The sequence below is a fragment of the Lonsdalea populi genome (assembly GCF_015999465.1).
GTDB lineage: Bacteria > Pseudomonadota > Gammaproteobacteria > Enterobacterales > Enterobacteriaceae > Lonsdalea > Lonsdalea populi.
This window is the reverse complement of the sequence record NZ_CP065534.1, coordinates 2,883,824-2,901,490: the sequence shown is the minus strand read 5'-3', so window position 1 is coordinate 2,901,490 and position 17,667 is coordinate 2,883,824. Positions and strand designations below refer to the sequence as shown.

The following is a 17,667-nucleotide window of genomic DNA, read 5'->3' as shown; positions in this document are numbered from 1 at the left end:
TATGCAGGGAAGACTTTTCTGGAAGATCCTGGTCGGGCTGTGGCTGACCTTGATTGTGATTTCGCAATTGCTGTGGATGGGTTTTTCTTTCTACGGCGATCGTAATGAACCGCCTGAAATCAGGCTAGGTAAGCATATCATCGCCTTGCAGATGACATTGGCGTCAGAGGCTTTGCAACAGGGGGGGCTTTCCACGCTTTACGAGGAGATGTCGCGCTGGCCCGAAAGCGAACGCGGTTATATCTCGGCATCCACGTTGGATGATGCTGAAGCGGCGTTGCGGCAGGATGACAGCGGGGAATCGCTGCTGCTGGACGATACGATGGCGGGTGATAAGCCTGCGATGGAGGAACAACAGGTTATCGGCCCGGATGGCAGGCATTATTTGCTGCGTTTCGATATCGACGCGCTGAGAAAAGAGTTCCGCTTTGCTCCACCGCCGCTACAGCGATATCTGCATATACCGGGGCCGATACTGTGGATTGGCGCCATCAGCGGGCTATTATTCAGCGCCATGATGGCCTGGAATTTGGCCAGGCCGTTGAACCAACTGCGTGCGGGTTTTGGTCAAGTGGCTCAGGGCGACCTTTCTGTTAGGTTGCTGCCTGCGATGCGGCGTCGTCATGACGAAATCAGCGAGGTGGCGCGAGACTTTGACTCGATGGTGGAGCGTCTCGAGGTACTGGTCAGCGCCAGAGAGCAACTGCTACACGATGTCTCCCACGAGCTGCGTTCGCCGCTGGCGCGTCTGCAATTGGCGATTGGGTTGGCGAGGCAAAACGACAGTCATGTGGAAAGCTCTCTACAGCGCATCGAGCGTGAGGCTGAGCGGATGGACAAAATGATCGGCGAGTTGCTGACCTTGTCGCGTACCGAAAATGCCGCTATTAATGAGGAATACTTCGATCTGCTGGGGCTGGTGAATGCCGTCGTTAACGATGCCAGATATGAAGGGCAGGTGCCGGGCGTGGAGATCATTCTCAACTCCGGTGAGTATGAAGATTACACCATTAAAGGCATGGCGGAGTTGATGCGCCGCGCGTTTGATAACATCATCAGAAACGCGCTCCGCTTTTCTTCACAGGGGCAGACGGTCACCGTCACCTTGAGGCAAAGCGAACGGGAATGGTTTATCGACGTTGCCGATAGGGGGCCGGGGGTTGAGAAGGGCAAACTTTCCAGCATCTTCGATCCGTTTATTCGCATCGACTCTCCGCAGTCTGGCAAAGGTTACGGCCTGGGGCTGGCGATAGCTCGTAAAGCGGTGTTGGCACACGGTGGCCGCATTGAAGCGATGAATCAGGAGTCCAGTGGGTTACTGATTCGTATTAGCCTGCCACGCTGGAAATAGAGGAGTCCAGAACGCTATCCGACGGAGCTTCTGTCGGCGTGGCAACCCGCCTCTGCTATCTGAGAGGGCTGATTGCCGCTGACATCGTCCCTCTCAGACGCAATATTTCCTTGTTCAGCGTTGACTTCAATCTACCCTATCGTCGTCAGTGCGTTTGCCTAATCTCAATATAGGCGGCTTGATAGGGGGAGATGCCGCTTACAGGGTGGTTAGCTCTCGTCTGGCGCCCGTAGTTAAGATAGGTGGGATAAAGCATCATTGATTATGGATAAAGGGACTGGCGGCGATGACGAAGGCATGATGACGGGCAATAAAAAACGGCGCCTGAGCGCCGTCGATGTATAAACCGAACCGTGGTTATTTCTTAATGCGAATTACCGGCGTTTCGCCGACGACGACAGAACCACTCAGTTTGGTCAGCTCTTTGATTTCATCCATATTGGATATAACAACGGGCGTCAGTGTGGATTTCGCTTTTTCTTCTAACAGCGGCAGATCGAATTCGATGATCGTGTCGCCTTTCTTAACGCGTTGACCTTCTTCAGCGATGCGTTTGAAGCCTTCGCCTTTCAGTTCAACGGTATCAATACCGAAGTGAACGAACAGTTCGATACCGCTGTCGGATTCGATGGAAAAGGCATGGTTGGTTTCGAAAATTTTCCCGATGGTGCCATCGACCGGAGCAACCATTTTGTTGCCGTTCGGTTTGATGGCAATACCGTCACCGACGATTTTCTCGGCGAAAACAACATCAGGCACATCTTCAATGTTCACGATCTCGCCGGACAACGGGGCGATGATCTCAATGCTGCCGGTGTCTTTTTTATCATCAGAAACCAGAGACTTCAGTTTATCGAACAAACCCATGATTCTCTCCTAAGCTTAAATATTGGGCCAGCATGGCGGATCAGCAAAGCGTCTTTTCTTTAATGAACCGGTTTACCAGATTGCTTAACTCTTCCGCCGTCGGTTGAGCTAGTGCCTGTTCCGCCAGCGCCTTCGCATCGCCGTAATTGGCATTACGGATGATCTTCTTGATACGAGGGATTGAGATGGCACTCATGCTGAATTCATCCAGACCCATTCCCAATAACAGTAGTGTAGCACGTTCGTCACCGGCGAGCTCACCACACATCCCTGTCCATTTGCCTTCTGCGTGAGAGGCGTCAATCACTTGCTTGATCAGGGTTAATACCGCCGGGGACATCGGATTGTAGAGATGAGAAATCAGCTCATTACCGCGATCTACAGCCAGAGTATACTGGGTTAAGTCGTTTGTCCCAATACTGAAGAAGTCCACTTCTTTGGCCAGATGATGGGCTATCGTGGCTGCGGCGGGTGTTTCCACCATGACGCCAACTTCGATGGATTCATCAAAGGCTTTACCTTCTTCTTTCAGTTGTGCTTTCAGCATTTCCAGTTCAGCTTTCAGCGTGCGCACTTCCTCGACGGAAATAATCATCGGGAACATGATACGCAGTTTGCCGAAGGCGGAAGCACGCAGGATAGCGCGCAGCTGTGAATGCAGAATTTCTTTACGGTCCAGACAGATACGGATCGCGCGCCAGCCCAGGAACGGGTTGTCTTCTTTCGGCAGGTTCATGTATGGCAGATCTTTGTCGCCGCCGATGTCCATGGTACGAACGATGACTGCCTGAGCGCCCATGGCTTCCGCGACGGCTTTGTACGCCTGGAATTGTTCTTCTTCAGTCGGCAGCGAGTCACGATCCATAAACAGGAATTCGGTACGGTACAGACCTACACCTTCCGCGCCGTTACGCTCCGCGCCCGCGACGTCGCGCACGGTACCGATGTTGGAGCAGACTTCAACCTGATGTCCGTCCAGCGTGACCGCCGGTAGATCTTTCAGTTTAGCCAGCTCTTGTTTTTCGGAGATGAACTGCTGCTGAACTTCTTTCAACTTGTCGATGATGTCCTGGCTCGGATTCTGGTAAATGGTGTTGTTAACGCCATCCAGAATCAGAAAATCACCGCTTTTGACCTGCTGAGTCGCATTCGATGTACCCACAATCGCCGGTAGTTCAAGAGAACGGGCCATAATGGACGTGTGAGATGTGCGGCCGCCGATATCAGTGATGAAGCCCAGTACCTTCTTCAGATTCAACTGAGCGGTTTCAGAAGGGGTCAGGTCGTTAGCAACCAGAATGACTTCATCCTGAATATCGCCCAGATCGACAATATTCATGCCGAGAATGTTTTTCAGCAGGCGCTTGCCGATGTCACGCATATCGGCAGCGCGCTCCTTCAGGTATTCGTCATCCAGTTCTTCCAATGCCTTGGCCTGGTTTTCAATAACAGAAGAAGCCGCCGCGTCTGCAGAGGCGCGGTCATCTTTAATCAGAGATATGATTTCCTGCTCGAACTCTTCATCTTCCAGCAGCATGATGTGACCCTCGAAAATAGCTTCTTTCTCGGGCCCCAGTGTTTCCGCTGCTTTGTTTTTGATCGCTTCCAACTGCTGAGAGGCTTTCGCACGGCCAGCCAGAAAACGCTCGACTTCCTGATCGACCTGTTCCGCAGTGATTTTTTTCCGGTTGATGACGATCTCATCGTCTTTTAGTAACAGCGCCTTACCAAAAGCAATCCCTGGTGATACCAATATACCTGAAATCATAACCCTACCTTACTTAATACTGATGTGCACTAAAGAGACCGGCTACTGTGTGTTACTCAAGCTCAGCCATCAGTTTAACCAGATGTTCAACGGCTTTTTGCTCGTCTTCACCTTCAGCGGCGATCGTAACCACGGTGCCCTGAGTCAAGCCGAGGGTCTGTAATTTGAACAGGCTTTTAGCGCTGGCGCTTTTACCGTTGGAGTTGACAGTAATGTCAGAAACGAAGCCTTTAGCTTCTTTAACAAACTGAGCGGCGGGCCGGGTGTGGAGGCCATTCGGCGCGGTGATAGTTACTTCTTGCTGGAACATTCGGTTTTCCCCAACTTATTGGATTAGATAGATGTTGTGGAACTAAAGTCTAGTTTATCGACTGAACTTTAGCCTGTATGGTTAACTCCCTGCGCATGTTACAAGGGCAGGCCGGGATGCGGCAAGGAACGGATAAGCATTACCTCGAATACAATATCAGTAAACCACCTGATAGTTTCAACCATTGTCACAAGGTGAATCAGATTACCGTTTGGTGACTCGACTCGGGTTGCGCTCAATCATGAAATTTTCAGGGGGGAAGACGGATATTAATTTCACGCATCAAAATAATTGTCCGGTTAGATACTAAACCTGGGCTGGAAATGCAATCCACTACACCTGTAAACTTTGACGTGGTCCACAAAAAAGCACCCCGAAGAGTGCTTTTTGTAACATGCCGATTACTTATCCGAGACTTGGACGTTACTGCTGGAGCTCTTGCTCGGTGAACAGATCGGCGAACAAAGCGGTACTCAGATAGCGCTCGCCGGAAGAAGGCAAAATGACCACAATGGTTTTGTCTTTAAAGGCGTCTTCTTTCAGTAGGTTAAGTGCCGCAGCCACGGCTGCGCCGGATGAAATTCCTGCCAGAATGCCTTCTTCTTCCATCAGACGATGTGCTGTGCTGATGGCCTCCTCATTGCTGATACGTTCAACGCGGTCGACCAGTTTCAGATCCAGGTTACCTGGAATGAAGCCTGCGCCAATCCCCTGAATCTTGTGGGGACCCGGCTTGATTTCTTCACCCGCGAGTGCCTGAGTGATGACTGGAGAGTCAAGTGGTTCCACCGCGACGGTCGTAATCGCTTTGCCCTGGGTATTTTTGATGTAGCGGCTGACACCGGTCAACGTACCGCCTGTGCCGACGCCCGCGATGAAAACATCGACTTCGCCGTCCGTATCTTCCCAAATTTCCGGCCCGGTCGTTTTTTCATGGATTTCCGGGTTGGCGGGGTTACTGAACTGCTGCAGCAGCAGATAACGCTGAGGATCGCTGGCGACGATTTCTTCGGCTTTGGCGATTGCGCCTTTCATGCCTTTCGCGCCTTCGGTCAGTACCAGATTTGCCCCTAGCGCTTTCAGAAGCTTACGGCGCTCGATGCTCATGGTTTCAGGCATGGTCAGCGTTAATTTATAACCTCGGGCGGCGGCCACATAAGCCAAAGCGATACCGGTATTGCCGCTGGTCGGTTCAACCAGTTCTACGCCAGGCTTCATAACGCCGCGTTTTTCAGCATCCCAAATCAGGTTGGAACCGATACGGCATTTAACACTGAAGCTGGGGTTGCGAGACTCCACCTTGGCGAGGATGCGTCCATTACCTATGCGATTCAGGCGAACCAGCGGCGTATGGCCGATTGTAAAAGAATTGTCTTCGTAGATCTTGCTCATAGCCTGTCCTTTAAATAGCTGTATGTAATTTTTGTGAACGCTAGAGAGAATACCTTTTCGATACAGCCAGTGAAGTAAGCAATAGCTATATCGTTATGTTCTTAGGAAATATATTTTCATAATTTTCCGTCCCTGGTCAGCACGGTTTATTTTGCTTTCAACACGTTGGATAAATGCTGATAACGATCTACCCACAGCGCCGTTGCGCCGCAGACCGCGACGGGCACGATAATCAGGTTCAGCACCGGGACGATCGTGAACAGGCTGACCAGAGCGCCGAACTGCAAATTGCTGATTTTATGCTGCCTCAAAGTCTGGCGCATGACCGGGAAACTGACCTTATGGTTATCGAACGGGTAATCGCAATACTGTACCGCCAGCATCCAGGCGCTGAAGATGAACCAAAGGATCGGCGCTACCGTCTGACCGATGCCCGGTACGAAATAGAGTAAAAAAAGCACCAGCGCTCGCGGTAAATAATAGCCAAGTTTCTGCATTTCACGTCGCATGATGCGCGGCGTGTCTTTAGCGATGCCCCATATACCGCTATCCGGCAGCGCGACGCCGGTCAGTCGGGCTTCTAGCTGCTCGGCCAACAGACCGTTGAACGGCGCAGCGATAAAATTGGTCAAGGTGCTGAAAAAATAGCTGAAGACCAATAGGATAGAAATGACCGCTAAAGGCCAGAGCAGATAGCTCAGCCACTGCAGCCAGTTAGGGATGTGGCTCATCAATTGAGGAATCCAGCTGTTTAGTTGCTGGAACAGCCACCAGAAGGCGCCGCCCATCAGCAAGATATTGACCAGCATCGGCAAAATGACGAATCGTCGGATCCCCGGCAGCGAGAGTAACTGCCAGCCTCTCACGAAATAGTGGAAACCGCTGCGAAGGTTCTGGCGTTCTTGGGCGTAAGGCATACTCTTATTCTCATCGTTCTTTGAAGATGGCGGCATCATATCGGGACGATATTGTGCTGGCTAGCCCGTTTTTGCATGAAAAAACAGCAAAAAAGTGCGCACTTCCCATCTTTATTGTCATAAACTGTCGGCCAGACTTGCACTTGTGTACACGGGCAAATACAGTTAGTGATATATGTATATGCCATAGTGGCGATGTATTGGAATAACTGGGATAGCAATGATGCAGGACTTGCGTCTGATATTAATCGTTGTTGGCGCGATCGCTATTATAGCACTGCTGCTGCACGGCCTGTGGACCAGCCGTAAAGAGCGTTCGTCCCTTTTTCGCGATCGTCCTGTGAAGCGTTTGAAGCAGGATCCGGACGAAGCGCCTTTCGACACGCTTGATGAAGGCGTCGGGGAAGTACGGGTAAAACCTGTGCGTCCGCAAAGTACGCCTCCTGCGGCGCGTCCGACAGGGCACGCTGTGGTTGAGCCTCCGTTGACGTCTCATGAGCCAACGTCCTCTTCAGCAAATTACGATCCGCTGTTTGGCGAAACAGATTCTGCGGAGCAGTCCCGAATAGATGCGGCCGAGCGTGAGCTTGCGGCAGACACGCATTCTGATTCGGAAACGGTGGCGGAACGTGAAGCCAAAATGGCAAGCCTGCAGGAAGAGCAAGAAGAGTCCGCTCCCGCCAATGAATCGCCAGCCGCTAAAGAAGCGGTACTGGTGGTTCACGTTGCTGCGCATCAGGGTGGCGTCATCGGCGGGGAATTGTTGTTGCAAAGCGTTCTTCAGTCGGGTTTCCAGTTTGGTGAGATGAATATTTTCCATCGCCACGTTAATCCTGCCGGCGGCGGCCCGGTGCTGTTCAGCCTGGCCAATATGGTGAAACCTGGTTCTTTCAATCCTGACGACATGTCGGAGTTTTCGACGCCAGGCGTGTCCATCTTCATGATGGTGCCGTCTTATGGTGACGCCAGTCAAAATTTTAAACTCATGCTGCAATCAGCGCAGCGTATCGCCGACGATGTGGGTGGCGTGGTGCTGGACGATGAGCGCCGAATGATGACGCCGCAGAAGGTTGAAGTGTATAAATCACGTATTCGCGAAGTGTTGAACTAACCGTTCAGTATTGCCGTGTCCGGCAACGATACACAGTAAAAAGCCTCCGCTTGCGGAGGCTTTTTCTTTGCTCTTTATGCGTAGGCCGTATGACAACCTGTTGTTTAGCATGGAAACCCCACTTGCTTTCCCTTAGCTACAGGGAGGAGCCGTTATTCTTGCCCTTGCGCTAACGGCGGCTCTGTTTTGGGTTCTGTGGTTGAGGCTGATTTGGCGTCTAGTTCGTCCAGTCGTTGTTCCAGCCGCGTTAACTTTTCACGCGTGCGCAGCAAAACCTGCGTTTGAACGTCGAATTCTTCCCGGTTGACGAAATCCAGACGGGAAAGCTGCGACTGCAGAACCTGACGGATCTTTTTTTCCATATCCTCGCCGAGTTCCCGAATCCCTTTAGGCATGGATTCGTGCATTTGACGGGCGATTTGCTCTATCTTTTTAGGGTCAATCATGATGATTTTCCTGATGGGTTAGACGGAAAGAAGGGTACTGATGTCTAAGTGTAATGCCTGCTAGGCATTGTATAAACCTAAACTACGCAGCGCAGCGGTTAATGCTGATGAGAGCCCTCATACCCGTTGCCCTGCAAAATCGTTAGCGTTATAGTAAAGCCGCTTATTCTCAGGGCGGGGTGTAATTCCCCACCGGCGGTAAACCAGTCCATACAAGGTATGCGGTTGGAAGCCCGCGAGCGCTCAGGCTGTCATATTTGGTTTGAGGTCAGCAGATCCGGTGAAATTCCGGGGCCGACGGTTAAAGTCCGGATGGGAGAGAGTAACGGTATCCGTCAGGCTGAGCCTGCCCGCGTTATTTTTTTAGCATCGAGCGTATTTCCATGCTCTCAATGCCACTCCTCAAGTTAGCCCTGATTCTGGTAATCCATAGAAAAGAGTGAGGGTTTTTTACCATGAATCAGACTTTGCTTTCTCAATTTGGTACACCGACTGAACGCGTTGAACGCGCGCTTGAAGCACTGCGTCAGGGACGTGGCGTCATGGTGCTCGACGATGAAGATCGTGAAAATGAAGGCGATATGATTTTTCCCGCCGAACATATGACCGTCCAGCAGATGGCGCTTGCCATTCGCCATGGCAGTGGCATTGTTTGCCTGTGCTTGACCGAAGAGCGTAGACAAAAACTGGAATTGCCGATGATGGTCGAGCGCAATTCGAGCCATTATCAGACGGCCTTTACGGTGACGATTGAAGCGGCAGAAGGCGTGACGACCGGCGTATCCGCCGCAGACCGCCTGACTACCGTTCGTGCCGCTACGGCTGACTCTGCCCGCGCTAGCGATCTGAATCGTCCCGGCCACGTTTTCCCTCTGCGTGCCCAGCCCGGCGGCGTGCTGGTCCGCGGCGGCCACACTGAAGCGACGGTCGATCTGATGACACTGGCTGGTCTGAAGCCGTTTGGCGTGTTGTGTGAGCTGACTAATGACGACGGTTCTATGGCGCGTGCACCGGAAGTGATTGCCTTTGGTCAACAGCACGATATGCCGGTCCTGACTATCGAGGATCTGGTGGCTTACCGTAAAGCGGTTGCGCTGAAAGCCAGCTAATCGGGCCATTAGTTTGTGTTGTATGCCGGGGCTGGTCCCCGGCCATATTTTAACGCCACTTGCGTGCCAACAGCGTGGCAAAACGCAGTTCGATACGGTTCCTATCCTCATCTGTTTTACGCCACTCTCCTACATCCTGACTGTATTTCACTATCTCCCACGCTTCGTAATAACGGCTCACTTCGTCCTCTTTAAATGGGAATGAAAGGGCTGTGCGCAGGGGTAATTCTCGGCCGATATCGCCGTCACAATCAGGTTGTATCGCTCCGGCGACGGTTAGTTGCTGCATATTCTGAATAATGGCCGGTATGCGGGAACGATCAAGAAACATAAAGACGACGGTAGACAAAATCATGTCGTCGGCGTCATCAATGCCGGCGGGATAAATATTATGCTCAATTACCCGAATACCGGCGAGATATTCTTGCTCAATGGTGCTGTTCACTACGTTGATACTTTCAGGACTTTTGTCCCATGCGGTGACATTCCAGCCTTTTGATGAAGATTAAGCGCATTACGTTCTCGGCCTCAGCCGAGATCCCATGCCTTGCTGCTATGCGGATGACGTAGGGCATCAACGACCCGGGCTAGGCCATATTTCATCTGGAAATTATCGTCAGGACAATAGAATGCATCAATGAATTGTGATGTGAATAAGGGCCTGATGAGCGGGCGTAAAAACCAAAGAGAGAGGGATGAGGCAGAGGAAAGACGCAAGCGCTGAAAAGAAGAATCGGGGGGAAGCATGTCGCTCCCGCCCCGGTTGCCTGACCTATGTGAGCGTCGGGGTAACGTGCTTTCAGCCGCAGCGATTACAAGCTTTATTCTGAATCTGCTGGAAGAAATCATTGCCCTTGTCATCCACCAGGATGAATGCCGGGAAGTCCTCAACCTCGATTTTCCAGATCGCTTCCATACCCAGCTCCGGATACTCGATGCAGGTCAGACTCTTAATACTGTTCTGTGCAAGGATCGCGGCAGGACCGCCGATACTGCCAAGGTAGAAGCCGCCGTGTTTCTTACACGCGTCGGTTACCTGCTGGCTGCGGTTGCCTTTCGCTAGCATGATCTTGCTGCCGCCGTGCGACTGCAGCAGGTCGACGTAGGAGTCCATGCGACCCGCGGTGGTCGGACCCAAAGAACCGGAGGCATAGCCAGTCGGCGTTTTAGCCGGGCCTGCATAGTAAATCGGATGGTCTTTGACGTACTGAGGCAGGCCTTCGCCGTTGTCGATACGCTCTTTCAGCTTCGCATGGGCAATATCGCGTCCCACGATGATGGTGCCGTTCAGGGACAGACGAGTAGAGACAGGGTACTGGGACAGTTCTTTGAGGATGTCATCCATCTGTCGGTTAAGGTCGATGCGGACGGCTTCGCCTTCGCCAGCCTGACGCAGATGAGCAGGGATATATTTGCCTGGGTTCTGCTCCAGCTGTTCCAACCAAATGCCGTTGCGGTTGATCTTGCCTTTGATGTTACGGTCAGCGGAGCAAGATACGCCCATGCCGACCGGGCATGATGCGCCATGGCGTGGAAGGCGGATAACACGAATGTCATGCGCGAAATATTTACCGCCGAACTGTGCGCCCAGACCCAGATTACGCGCCTCTTCCAACAATTCCTGTTCCAGCGCAGTGTCACGGAAAGCCTGACCGTGTTCGTTACCTTCGGTTGGCAGTTCGTCATAGTAGTGCGTGGAGGCCAGTTTGACGGTTTTCAGGGTAGTTTCCGCCGAGGTGCCGCCGATGACGAAAGCGATGTGGTACGGCGGGCAAGCCGCGGTGCCCAGCGTGCGCATTTTTTCTACCAGAAAGTTTTTTAGTTTTCCCGGAGTTAGCAGCGCTTTGGTTTCCTGATACAGATAGGTTTTGTTGGCAGACCCGCCGCCTTTGGTGACGAACAGGAATTTGTACTCTTCGCCTTCCGTGCTGTAGAGGTCGATCTGGGCCGGCAGGTTAGTTCCGGTGTTAACCTCTTTATACATATCCAGCGGCGCGTTCTGAGAGTAGCGCAGGTTGTCTTCGATGAAGGTGTTGTAGACGCCGTGCGACAGTGCTTCCGCATCGTTGGCACCGGTCCAGACGTTCTGGCCTTTCTTGCCGACAATGATCGCGGTTCCGGTATCCTGACAGGTCGGCAAAATGCCCTTAGCGGCGATTTCCGAGTTACGCAGGAATTGCAGAGCGACGTATTTGTCGTTTTCACTTGCTTCCGGATCGCTAAGAATATCGGCGACTTGCTGCTGGTGGTCGGGACGCAGCATGAATGAAGCATCGTGGAAGGCTTGTTGCGCGAGCAGCGTCAGCCCTTCCGGGGCGATTTTCAATATGTCCTGACCGTCGAACTGCGTAACGGAAACATAGTCCTTGGTGAGCAAGCGATACTCGGTTTTATCTTTACCGAGGGGAAAAGGCTCTTGGTAATGAAAAGTTTTATTCGACATTGGTTTCTCACTTAAAGCCGTATAGTTTATGAATTGATTCAGTTTTATCGCCCTGGCGGCGTGTTTTGCGCAGACTTAATCATTTAGAGTGGTGCGTTTCGTGCTGCGACAAAAGTAATAGACGCTACAATGTTATGGTTTTATTTCCACGAGTGCTACGTATGCGGGCCACATTATTATTAATCTCCGTCATGTTTTTATGGAAAATAGCGATAGGCTTGTTTCATTCGGTAAGAATTCAGTCTGACGTGCGTAAAAAACAATATTTAAGTTATTTAACTTGTTTAATTTAAATAATGTAAGGCGCGTCAGAAAATAAAAATGTTCGTGATAGCTATGCATTTTCCTGATTGCGTTTCCCCGAATATCCCCCTTTTGTATTCTATAAATTAGCGTATTAGCTCGTATCCGGTGCTTAAACACGCATTCTGCGTTAACGTCTACGCTTCATTTTAAGTCAGGTTCTGTTTGTACTCGGGAAGTCAGGCGGAACAACGCCGTACTCACTCAGAAAGGAATACGCATGAACTTCGATCTGTTTGCCGATGAACGGCCTGAGCGCCGCGCGGAGATACTGGCGCCGGGTGCCGTGGTGCTGCGCGGCTATGTCTGGGACGAAGCCCGCACGTTATTGGACGGTATCCGGCAGGTGAGCGATTCAGCGCCTTTTCGACACCTGACAACCCCGGGCGGATATGGCATGTCTGTGGCGATGAGCAACTGCGGTCCATTGGGTTGGGTGAGTGATGAGTGAGGCTATCGTTACGATGCGTATGATCCGCTTTCCGGCCGCCCTTGGCCCGATATGCCGCCTCTCTTTTATTCGTTGGCGACGGCCGCCGCCGAAGAGGCCGGATTTCCGGGGTTTCGACCCGATGCTTGCCTGATCAATCGCTATTCACAGGGAGCGCGTCTGTCTCTTCATCAGGATAAGGACGAGCGCGATCTTGAGCAGCCTATTGTCTCGTTTTCACTGGGTTTAAATGCTGTTTTTCTGTTTGGGGGAAGCGAGCGTAGCGATCCTTGCCAGCGTGTACTGCTTTCTCATGGCGATGTGGTGGTTTGGGGTGGTGAATCCCGGTTATTTTACCATGCGATTCAGCCGCTGAAACCGGGACCATTACCCAGCGGCATGCCGGGAGAATATCGGTTCAACCTAACGTTTCGCAAGGTTCGCTAAAGAGTGGGAGAACGAATGTCGCGGATCAGCGAATACGATCATCGGATGTCAGATGCGTCCGATGGAGAAAGCTCAGGCACGTCCCAGGCGCATCAGTTCTTCCGGCACAAAGAAACCGCTCATGCCCTGCAGCTCAACGCATTTGGCCTTACGCACGTCTTCGCGTTTTAAGTTCTCCGCATGAATTGCGGCGGTGATGCCAACAGTGTGGGAGCCATCCTGCATCACTCGGCAACCGGTGCTGAGCGGGTTTCTGTATCGGTCATACGCGGTGTACATTTTTTTGCCTCCTTTTTCGACGAGATACAACGCCATTGATCCTACTGCTCGGCATGGGAATAGACCATGGTACTAGTCTGGTTATAATTAATTGCTCTATAAATTAAAGGGCTTGCGATGGGACGGGTTAGAAACGGCAGAACGAAACGCACATGAACGGCATTCGTTCTGTCGGCAGTCAAGACGTGGCGTTTTTGGGCAGGCGCTTGAAGCTAAAGATCAGTTGAACCGCGTTGATGACAATGAGCAGCGATGTCACCAAAAAGACCCAACGGTATCCCAAGGTGGCGGAAATGCCGGAGCCGAGCAGGGGGCCGACGACGTTCCCCAGATACATACAAGACTGGTTATAGCCAAAAATTCGTCCGGTGACCTGCTGGCTGCTGTATTTTACCAGTAGCGCTTGCACTGCGGGCAACAGCGCGCCGTCGGCAAAGCCCAAGATAAAGCGCAGGATCCCCAACTGGGTCGCGCTTTGAATGGTCGACATCAGGAAAAACAGCAGTGCGCTAAATAGCAGCGCGACGATGAGGATGCGCTGCGAACCGATGCGGTCGCCGAGCTTGCCCAGTCGGGGCGCGGACATTAACGCCGACACCCCAGGAACGGCGGCAATGACCCCGCTGATAAAGGCGATGTTCTCGATGTTGGGCGACAGCTCGCGGATGAACAGCGTCAATATCGGGCTAATGGACCCGTTGGCCATCTGGATCATCATGGTAGTGATGCATAGGCTGACGATCAGCATTGGATAGGGCAGAGACGCGAAGACCGCTTTTCCGGACAGTCGGTCGGCTTTGCTGACTTTGACAAAGTTCTCTTTGATCGCGAATAGCGCAATCAGGAAAGAGATAAACAGCAGGCCGGAGGTGACGAAGAACACCGTGCGCAGCCCCAGGTGATCCGCCATAAATCCCCCTAGCATCGGCCCTAGCAACACGCCGGAAACTTGTCCGGTCGAGAGCGTTCCTAAAGCCCAACCGCTTCGCGCGCGGGGGACCTGAGAGGCGATCAGCGCCATAGCGTTAGGGATGTAGCCGGAAGTGAGCCCCATTAAGGCGCGAAGCAGGAATAGATGCCAGACGTTGGTCACCATCCCCTGCAGCCCCATGATGATCGACATTCCGAGCGCGGCGCGCAGCAACATCAGCCTGCGCCCTTTACGGTCGGCCAGACTGCCCCAAAGGGGGGCGACGATGGCTGAAATCAAGAAGGAAGAACTGAAAATCAGCCCAGACCACAGATTCAGAGACGCATGATCGCGAACGCCGAGTTGCTCGATATACAGCGGCAAGAACGGCAGGATCTGGCTCATCGCCATGCCGGCAAAAAAGCACCCTACCCAAGCGGAGAAGAGGTTAAGTTTCCATTTTTCCATAAGGTCAGGACATGAAGTTACTGAGACTGTGAGTAATCAGTATGGCTGTTTTACCCGCTTCGTGAAATGGTTTTTGTATATCAAAGAATAACAGGTAGGTAGAAGGAAGGATGAACCAAGGGGAAGCGCAGGGGGGATGATCGGGCCGCCTTTCCGGTCAGGATAGGCGGCGAGGCGTCTCACTGACGGACCAATCGGCCTACCGCATGGCTGTCTTCGAAGTTACTGCGGAATGGGTTGATATCCAGACCGCCGCGTCGCGTATAGCGGGCGAAAACCGTCAGCTTCTGCGGCTGGCAGTAGCGTTGAATGTCACTAAAGATGCGCTCTACGCACTGCTCATGGAATTCATTGTGCTGGCGGAATGAAATCAGATAGCGCAACAGGTATTCCGGATCGATTTTTCTGCCTTCATATTTTATGACCACGCTGCCCCAGTCCGGCTGGTAGGTCACCAGACAGTTGGATTTTAGCAGGTTGGAGCTCAGCGTTTCGCTGACCGTCGGCGCGTTTTCGGAAACGGCGTATTTCAGATAATCCGGGTTGAACGAGTAGTCGTTCACTTCGATATCCAGATCGTCGATGACGGTGCCGTGAAGGCTGTCAATGTGCGCCGGGTAGCCGGTCAGCCCGGGATAAATATTGACTTTAACCTGGCCTTGCGCGGCAGCGGAAAGGTCGGTCACCAGCGTGGACAGCAGCGTTTCAATATCGCGCATGCGCGTCTGGTTGAAGCTGTTGAGGTAGAGCTTGAACGACTTGGATTCAATCAGGTTGACCGAAGAGGCCGGCACCTGAAATTCGGCAACCCCCACCATCGGTTTGCCTTTTTTGTTGAGCCACGAAAGCTCGAAGGCCGTCCACAGGTCATAGCCCGTGAAAGGCAGCCCGGCGTCGGTCAGGCCGACCAGCTCACGCCCATTGGCGCGGGGAAGCGCTTCCAGCAGTTCCGGATCGTATTGATCGGGATAGCTGGAGTGAACGCCAAGATGAGTGATTTTATCTTTTCCCGTGATATGCATAAGATCATTTCCTTGCCGGTTCGGCGTTGATATAGCTTCTAAACAGTTTTCGCGTGCCGTAAATCGGGCCGACGCCCAGCACCGCATAAACGACTTTAATCATGAATTGAGACAGGATCATGGTTTTGATGACATCGAAACTCAGCACATTATAGAACGCCACGGTGCAGAAAATAATGCTGTCCACCGCCGATGCGGTAATTGTGCTGGTGATGACGCGAATGAACAGATAGCGCGACTTCGTCATGATTTTGATTTTGTAGAGAACGTAGGCGTTGACGTTTTCAGAAACCAGATAGGCGAGCGAAGACGCCACCAGCACCGCCATAATGCTGTGTACGATACCGTTGTAGGTATGGTCGTATTCCCACTGCGGCAGTCCGGGGATCAGGCTGGTCACCCACAGGCCCAGGACGAAGGCGAGGTTGGCGAAAAAGGTGATGAAGATCGTCCGCCGCGCCAACTTCAGTCCATAAAACTCGTTGAGGATATCCACCAGAATAAACGTAATGGGGTAGACGAAAACGGCGGGCGGCACCACCATGTTCAGCGCTGGCACGAAGACCGGTTTCACCCCGGCAATGGTCGAGAAAATATAGATAACGCTCAGCGCGATACTGATCAGCAGATAGGCATGCCAGGAGCGATCGTTGCGGTCGCTGATGTCGTAAACGGTTGTGATGTCTTTACTGTTGTAGAGTTTTTTATATAGGGCATTGAGCTCGTGGCGGCTAAAATCATCAGAGATTTCATTATCCACGAGCTCTTTTAAATCCATGCTGATGGTTTTGCCTGTGGCCAGTACCATGATATTGGCTGACAATTCCCCGCTGTGGTTAAAACCCAGTAGTTTAAACTTTCTGTTGGATTCCATCTACAGTCTTTCCTCTATGATATAGCCCAGTAGCTCTATATTGCCGGATCTTTTCCTTTCAAGAGATAAGTTTCCCTCCGGTGGCTGAATAATAAAACCTTCAGCCTGCGAATAGCACAGTGAAGGTGTATTAACGACCAGGGCCGGTGGGCGTTTAATAATAATGACATCGTTCGGGGAAAATTGGTCATTGATTGTGGACTCAATCCTTACCGCTAACATATTTGACTCTTCGCCAAAGAAATAAGTGAGTGGGTATTGTATTGCGAGCTGACCTATTTTCTTATTTTTTGACGCTAATAAGTCAGACTGAGGAATAATAGGGATTGCCGCCGGATTCTTATTACCCTCGTAGGAAATGGTATTATTAAGCTGTTCAATCTTTTCCAGATCGTAGTCTTCTATTTCTTCACACGACAGACCGAAAAAATCAGAGATACGATTCACCGTTGATTGCTGTACGTTATTTACGCGGCCATCGAGAATTTTGTAGATAGTCGTGCGAGTCACACCGGTGCGGTTTGAAAATGACGCTTTCGTTTCTCCACGCGTCCGCATTAAATATTCAATATTCTTGATGATATTGGTTTTACGTTGAGCATTCGTTGTTTTCATAGACATCCTTTACGCAATAACACCTCTTACCCGTTTATCTTACGCTAAAACAGCGTTTGTCCGCATCCAGAGGGGCGTAATTTATTGTCGAATTCGGCGGTTAAATCATCATCCAAAAAATTTTAACCGGCACACTATCCCTGCCATTATTAATATCCTATTGAAAAGTGAACACCAAGGTTTGTTTTGTGTCAACTTATCTGTTGACTAAATGTTTTTTGCTGAGTTACTGTTTAAAAGCGCTGATAAAAAGCACGGTACATAATATTGTATGTATTTATGAAAATAATTATTAATTAGATAATTGTTGGCATGATTATCTTATTGGAACCAGAGTCATTCTAATTCCAACACCGGGGAATTTAGGTAGGAATGAATGATGAAAATATCATTCAATAACCACTGACTCGATGTCATTAGCCATGCCAATCATATTGCCGCGTTGCCGTAAAATCAGGCGGCGCGGCAACATGAGTGTTCGACTTTCGTTGCTTATCCTCTCCTCGCTTCACCCGCAAACCGTCAGTCGCTGTTCTGTAGAAATGCAGGCGGTGCGGTGCTCAGAGTCACCGAAAAGAGCAAATACGTTCACAAGGGAGTAACAC

General features: G+C 51.4%; 16 protein-coding genes, 1 pseudogene and 1 riboswitch. Of the genes and pseudogenes, 4 read left to right on the top strand and 13 right to left on the bottom strand.

Features of this window, described 5'->3' with window-relative positions; all coding sequences use genetic code 11:
* Nucleotide 1: 1 nt before the first annotated feature.
* On the top strand, nt 2-1,351 hold the full coding sequence (locus tag I6N93_RS12700; protein ID WP_176222540.1) for an ATP-binding protein: 1,350 nt from the start codon (nt 2-4) through the stop codon (nt 1,349-1,351).
* A 357-nt stretch (nt 1,352-1,708) separates the two neighbouring features.
* On the opposite strand, the gene crr is transcribed toward I6N93_RS12700, so the two are convergent.
* The 5 genes from crr to cysZ all read right to left on the bottom strand — a co-directional run bounded on the left by crr (nt 1,709) and on the right by cysZ (nt 6,605).
* Nucleotides 1,709-2,218 (bottom strand): PTS glucose transporter subunit IIA, encoded by a 510-nt coding sequence (gene crr / locus I6N93_RS12695; protein WP_085652243.1) that lies wholly within the window; start codon nt 2,216-2,218, stop codon nt 1,709-1,711.
* Nucleotides 2,219-2,258: 40 nt separating this feature from the next.
* A complete protein-coding gene (gene ptsI / locus I6N93_RS12690; protein ID WP_085687337.1) occupies nt 2,259-3,986 on the bottom strand; it encodes a phosphoenolpyruvate-protein phosphotransferase PtsI in 1,728 nt (575 codons plus the stop codon).
* A gap of 52 nt (nt 3,987-4,038) precedes the next feature.
* A complete protein-coding gene (gene ptsH / locus I6N93_RS12685; protein ID WP_085687339.1) occupies nt 4,039-4,296 on the bottom strand; it encodes a phosphocarrier protein Hpr in 258 nt (85 codons plus the stop codon).
* A gap of 423 nt (nt 4,297-4,719) precedes the next feature.
* The gene (cysK, locus tag I6N93_RS12680; RefSeq protein WP_085687340.1) at nt 4,720-5,688 is read right to left on the bottom strand and encodes a cysteine synthase A; all 969 of its coding nucleotides are present in this window, start codon (nt 5,686-5,688) and stop codon (nt 4,720-4,722) included.
* A gap of 146 nt (nt 5,689-5,834) precedes the next feature.
* A complete protein-coding gene (gene cysZ, locus I6N93_RS12675; RefSeq protein ID WP_085687342.1) occupies nt 5,835-6,605 on the bottom strand; it encodes a sulfate transporter CysZ in 771 nt (256 codons plus the stop codon).
* Nucleotides 6,606-6,825: 220 nt separating this feature from the next.
* Between cysZ and zipA the strand changes: the two genes are divergently transcribed.
* Complete coding sequence (zipA, locus tag I6N93_RS12670) at nt 6,826-7,716, top strand: cell division protein ZipA (RefSeq protein ID WP_085687344.1); 891 nt, start codon at nt 6,826-6,828, stop codon at nt 7,714-7,716.
* A 152-nt stretch (nt 7,717-7,868) separates the two neighbouring features.
* Here zipA and ubiK read toward each other — a convergent pair whose 3' ends face one another.
* Entirely contained in the window at nt 7,869-8,162 is a 294-nt protein-coding gene (ubiK, locus tag I6N93_RS12665; RefSeq protein ID WP_085687346.1) for a ubiquinone biosynthesis accessory factor UbiK, read from the bottom strand.
* Nucleotides 8,163-8,323: 161 nt separating this feature from the next.
* Nucleotides 8,324-8,490: riboswitch (FMN riboswitch) on the top strand.
* A gap of 127 nt (nt 8,491-8,617) precedes the next feature.
* Between ubiK and ribB the strand changes: the two genes are divergently transcribed.
* The gene (ribB, locus tag I6N93_RS12660) at nt 8,618-9,271 is read left to right on the top strand and encodes a 3,4-dihydroxy-2-butanone-4-phosphate synthase (protein WP_085687348.1); all 654 of its coding nucleotides are present in this window, start codon (nt 8,618-8,620) and stop codon (nt 9,269-9,271) included.
* A gap of 49 nt (nt 9,272-9,320) precedes the next feature.
* Here ribB and I6N93_RS12655 read toward each other — a convergent pair whose 3' ends face one another.
* Nucleotides 9,321-9,716 (bottom strand): hypothetical protein, encoded by a 396-nt coding sequence (locus tag I6N93_RS12655; protein ID WP_232100051.1) that lies wholly within the window; start codon nt 9,714-9,716, stop codon nt 9,321-9,323.
* A gap of 354 nt (nt 9,717-10,070) precedes the next feature.
* Complete coding sequence (gene fumA / locus I6N93_RS12650) at nt 10,071-11,714, bottom strand: class I fumarate hydratase FumA (protein WP_085687351.1); 1,644 nt, start codon at nt 11,712-11,714, stop codon at nt 10,071-10,073.
* A 523-nt stretch (nt 11,715-12,237) separates the two neighbouring features.
* Between fumA and alkB the strand changes: the two are divergent.
* Nucleotides 12,238-12,894 (top strand): annotated as a pseudogene (gene alkB / locus I6N93_RS12645) (DNA oxidative demethylase AlkB).
* A gap of 72 nt (nt 12,895-12,966) precedes the next feature.
* Here the strand turns inward: alkB and ydfZ are convergent.
* The 5 genes from ydfZ to I6N93_RS12620 form a co-directional block, all read right to left on the bottom strand.
* Entirely contained in the window at nt 12,967-13,209 is a 243-nt protein-coding gene (gene ydfZ / locus I6N93_RS12640) for a putative selenium delivery protein YdfZ (protein WP_232100045.1), read from the bottom strand.
* 142 nt (nt 13,210-13,351) lie between these two features.
* Nucleotides 13,352-14,551 (bottom strand): multidrug efflux MFS transporter, encoded by a 1,200-nt coding sequence (locus tag I6N93_RS12635; RefSeq protein ID WP_085687355.1) that lies wholly within the window; start codon nt 14,549-14,551, stop codon nt 13,352-13,354.
* Nucleotides 14,552-14,730: 179 nt separating this feature from the next.
* Entirely contained in the window at nt 14,731-15,573 is an 843-nt protein-coding gene (gene queF, locus I6N93_RS12630) for an NADPH-dependent 7-cyano-7-deazaguanine reductase QueF (protein ID WP_085687357.1), read from the bottom strand.
* Between the two features lie 4 nt (nt 15,574-15,577).
* Nucleotides 15,578-16,447: a queuosine precursor transporter gene (locus I6N93_RS12625; RefSeq protein ID WP_085687359.1), complete on the bottom strand. Its 870-nt coding sequence runs from the start codon at nt 16,445-16,447 to the stop codon at nt 15,578-15,580.
* Complete coding sequence (locus I6N93_RS12620) at nt 16,448-17,062, bottom strand: helix-turn-helix domain-containing protein (protein ID WP_085687361.1); 615 nt, start codon at nt 17,060-17,062, stop codon at nt 16,448-16,450.
* Nucleotides 17,063-17,667: the final 605 nt, after the last annotated feature.

Coding starts and splice junctions, on each gene's coding strand:
- I6N93_RS12700 (WP_176222540.1), top strand. CDS start 2: ATGCAGGGAAGACTTTTCTGGAAGATCCTGGTCGGGCTGTGGCTGACC.
- cysZ (WP_085687342.1), bottom strand. CDS start 6,605: ATGCCTTACGCCCAAGAACGCCAGAACCTTCGCAGCGGTTTCCACTAT.
- zipA (WP_085687344.1), top strand. CDS start 6,826: ATGATGCAGGACTTGCGTCTGATATTAATCGTTGTTGGCGCGATCGCT.
- cysK (WP_085687340.1), bottom strand. CDS start 5,688: ATGAGCAAGATCTACGAAGACAATTCTTTTACAATCGGCCATACGCCG.
- ribB (WP_085687348.1), top strand. CDS start 8,618: ATGAATCAGACTTTGCTTTCTCAATTTGGTACACCGACTGAACGCGTT.
- ubiK (WP_085687346.1), bottom strand. CDS start 8,162: ATGATTGACCCTAAAAAGATAGAGCAAATCGCCCGTCAAATGCACGAA.
- fumA (WP_085687351.1), bottom strand. CDS start 11,714: ATGTCGAATAAAACTTTTCATTACCAAGAGCCTTTTCCCCTCGGTAAA.
- ydfZ (WP_232100045.1), bottom strand. CDS start 13,209: ATGGCGTTGTATCTCGTCGAAAAAGGAGGCAAAAAAATGTACACCGCG.
- I6N93_RS12620 (WP_085687361.1), bottom strand. CDS start 17,062: ATGAAAACAACGAATGCTCAACGTAAAACCAATATCATCAAGAATATT.
- I6N93_RS12625 (WP_085687359.1), bottom strand. CDS start 16,447: ATGGAATCCAACAGAAAGTTTAAACTACTGGGTTTTAACCACAGCGGG.
- ptsI (WP_085687337.1), bottom strand. CDS start 3,986: ATGATTTCAGGTATATTGGTATCACCAGGGATTGCTTTTGGTAAGGCG.
- queF (WP_085687357.1), bottom strand. CDS start 15,573: ATGCATATCACGGGAAAAGATAAAATCACTCATCTTGGCGTTCACTCC.
- ptsH (WP_085687339.1), bottom strand. CDS start 4,296: ATGTTCCAGCAAGAAGTAACTATCACCGCGCCGAATGGCCTCCACACC.
- crr (WP_085652243.1), bottom strand. CDS start 2,218: ATGGGTTTGTTCGATAAACTGAAGTCTCTGGTTTCTGATGATAAAAAA.
- I6N93_RS12635 (WP_085687355.1), bottom strand. CDS start 14,551: ATGGAAAAATGGAAACTTAACCTCTTCTCCGCTTGGGTAGGGTGCTTT.